The organism is Kitasatospora sp. GP82, from assembly GCF_029892105.1.
Taxonomy (GTDB): Bacteria; Actinomycetota; Actinomycetes; order Streptomycetales; family Streptomycetaceae; genus Kitasatospora.
In genome coordinates this window covers 1-1211 of record NZ_JARZAJ010000135.1, presented here as the reverse complement: position 1 = coordinate 1211, position 1211 = coordinate 1, and the positions used below count along the sequence as shown (strand labels likewise).

Annotated in this window: 2 protein-coding genes; both read left to right on the top strand. The window is 67.5% G+C overall.

Translation table 11 applies throughout. The features are described 5' to 3' along the window. Positions 1–108 precede the first annotated feature (108 nt). Positions 109–1077 carry a methylenetetrahydrofolate reductase [NAD(P)H] gene (metF, locus tag P3T39_RS37465; RefSeq protein WP_280703799.1) on the top strand — a complete coding sequence of 323 codons (969 nt, stop codon included), beginning with the start codon at positions 109–111 and terminating at the stop codon, positions 1075–1077. Between the two features lie 21 nt (positions 1078–1098). Beyond that, positions 1099–1211: adenosylhomocysteinase (locus P3T39_RS37460; RefSeq protein WP_280703800.1), on the top strand; the 113-nt coding region annotated here is incomplete at its 3' end.

Genomic DNA, 1211 nt, shown 5'->3' with positions numbered 1-1211 from the left:
TCGTGCTCTCCGAGGAGTTCCAGCTCCACCCGGAACAGTCCACCGACGCCATAGTGATTCACCACCCCGAAGCCACATACTTCAACGCCCGCTGACCTTGAACGATCAATGGAGGAGGGAGTAACAGCGGTGACGGATCAGGTAGTTCCGGACGGGAGCCTGCGGGCCGCACTGGCGAGCGGGGAGCCCACCATCTCCTTCGAGTTCTTCCCGCCGAAGACCGATCCCGGTGAGAACGCGCTCTGGCAGGCGGTCCGCCGGGTGGAGGCCGTGGCGCCTACCTTCGTGTCGGTGACGTACGGCGCCGGCGGGTCCTCGCGGGCCCGTACGGTCGAGGCGGTGGAACGGATCGCCGAGCAGACCACGTTGCGTGCGGTGGCCCATCTCACCGCGGTCGGTCATTCGGTCGCCGAACTGCGCGCCATCATCGGGCGCTACGCCGATGTCGGGATCCGCGATGTGCTGGTTCTGCGGGGCGACCCGCCGGGCGACCCGTGCGGGCCCTGGACGCCGCACCCGCAAGGGTTCGACCACGCCGCGGAGTTGGTCCGGCTGGTGAAGGGGTGCGGCGATTTCAGTGTGGGGGTAGCCGCATTCCCCGAGCGGCACCCGCGTTCGCCGGACTGGGACAGCGACATCGGACACTTCGTCGCCAAGTGCCGGGCCGGTGCGGACTATGCGATCACGCAGATGTTCTTCGATGTCGAGCACTACCTGAGGCTGCGCGATCGGGTCGCGGCCGCAGGCTGTGAGACGCCGATCATCCCGGAGATCATGCCCGCCACCAACGCCTCGCAGATCCGCCGCTTCGCCCAGCTCAGCAATGCCACCTTCCCGTGCGGCCTGGCCGAGCGCCTGGAGGCCGTGCGCGACGACCCGGACGCCGCACACCGGATCGGCGTCGAGTACGCCACCCGAATGGCTCGCCGCCTGCTGGCGGAGGGCGCGCCGGGATTGCACTTCATCACTCTCAACCGGTCCACCGCGGCGCTGGAGATCTACCGCAATCTCGATCTCTCGCGTGGTGCGGGCCAGTCATCGGAGTACCGGGCGGGGTCCCCCGCGCTCGCCGCATAACCGAACCCAATTGGAGCCAAGTTGACCACTCGTCAGGATTTCAAGGTTGCCGATCTCTCCCTGGCGCCTTTCGGGCGTAAGGAGATCCAGCTGGCCGAGCACGAGATGCCCGGTCTGATGTCGATTCGCAAGGA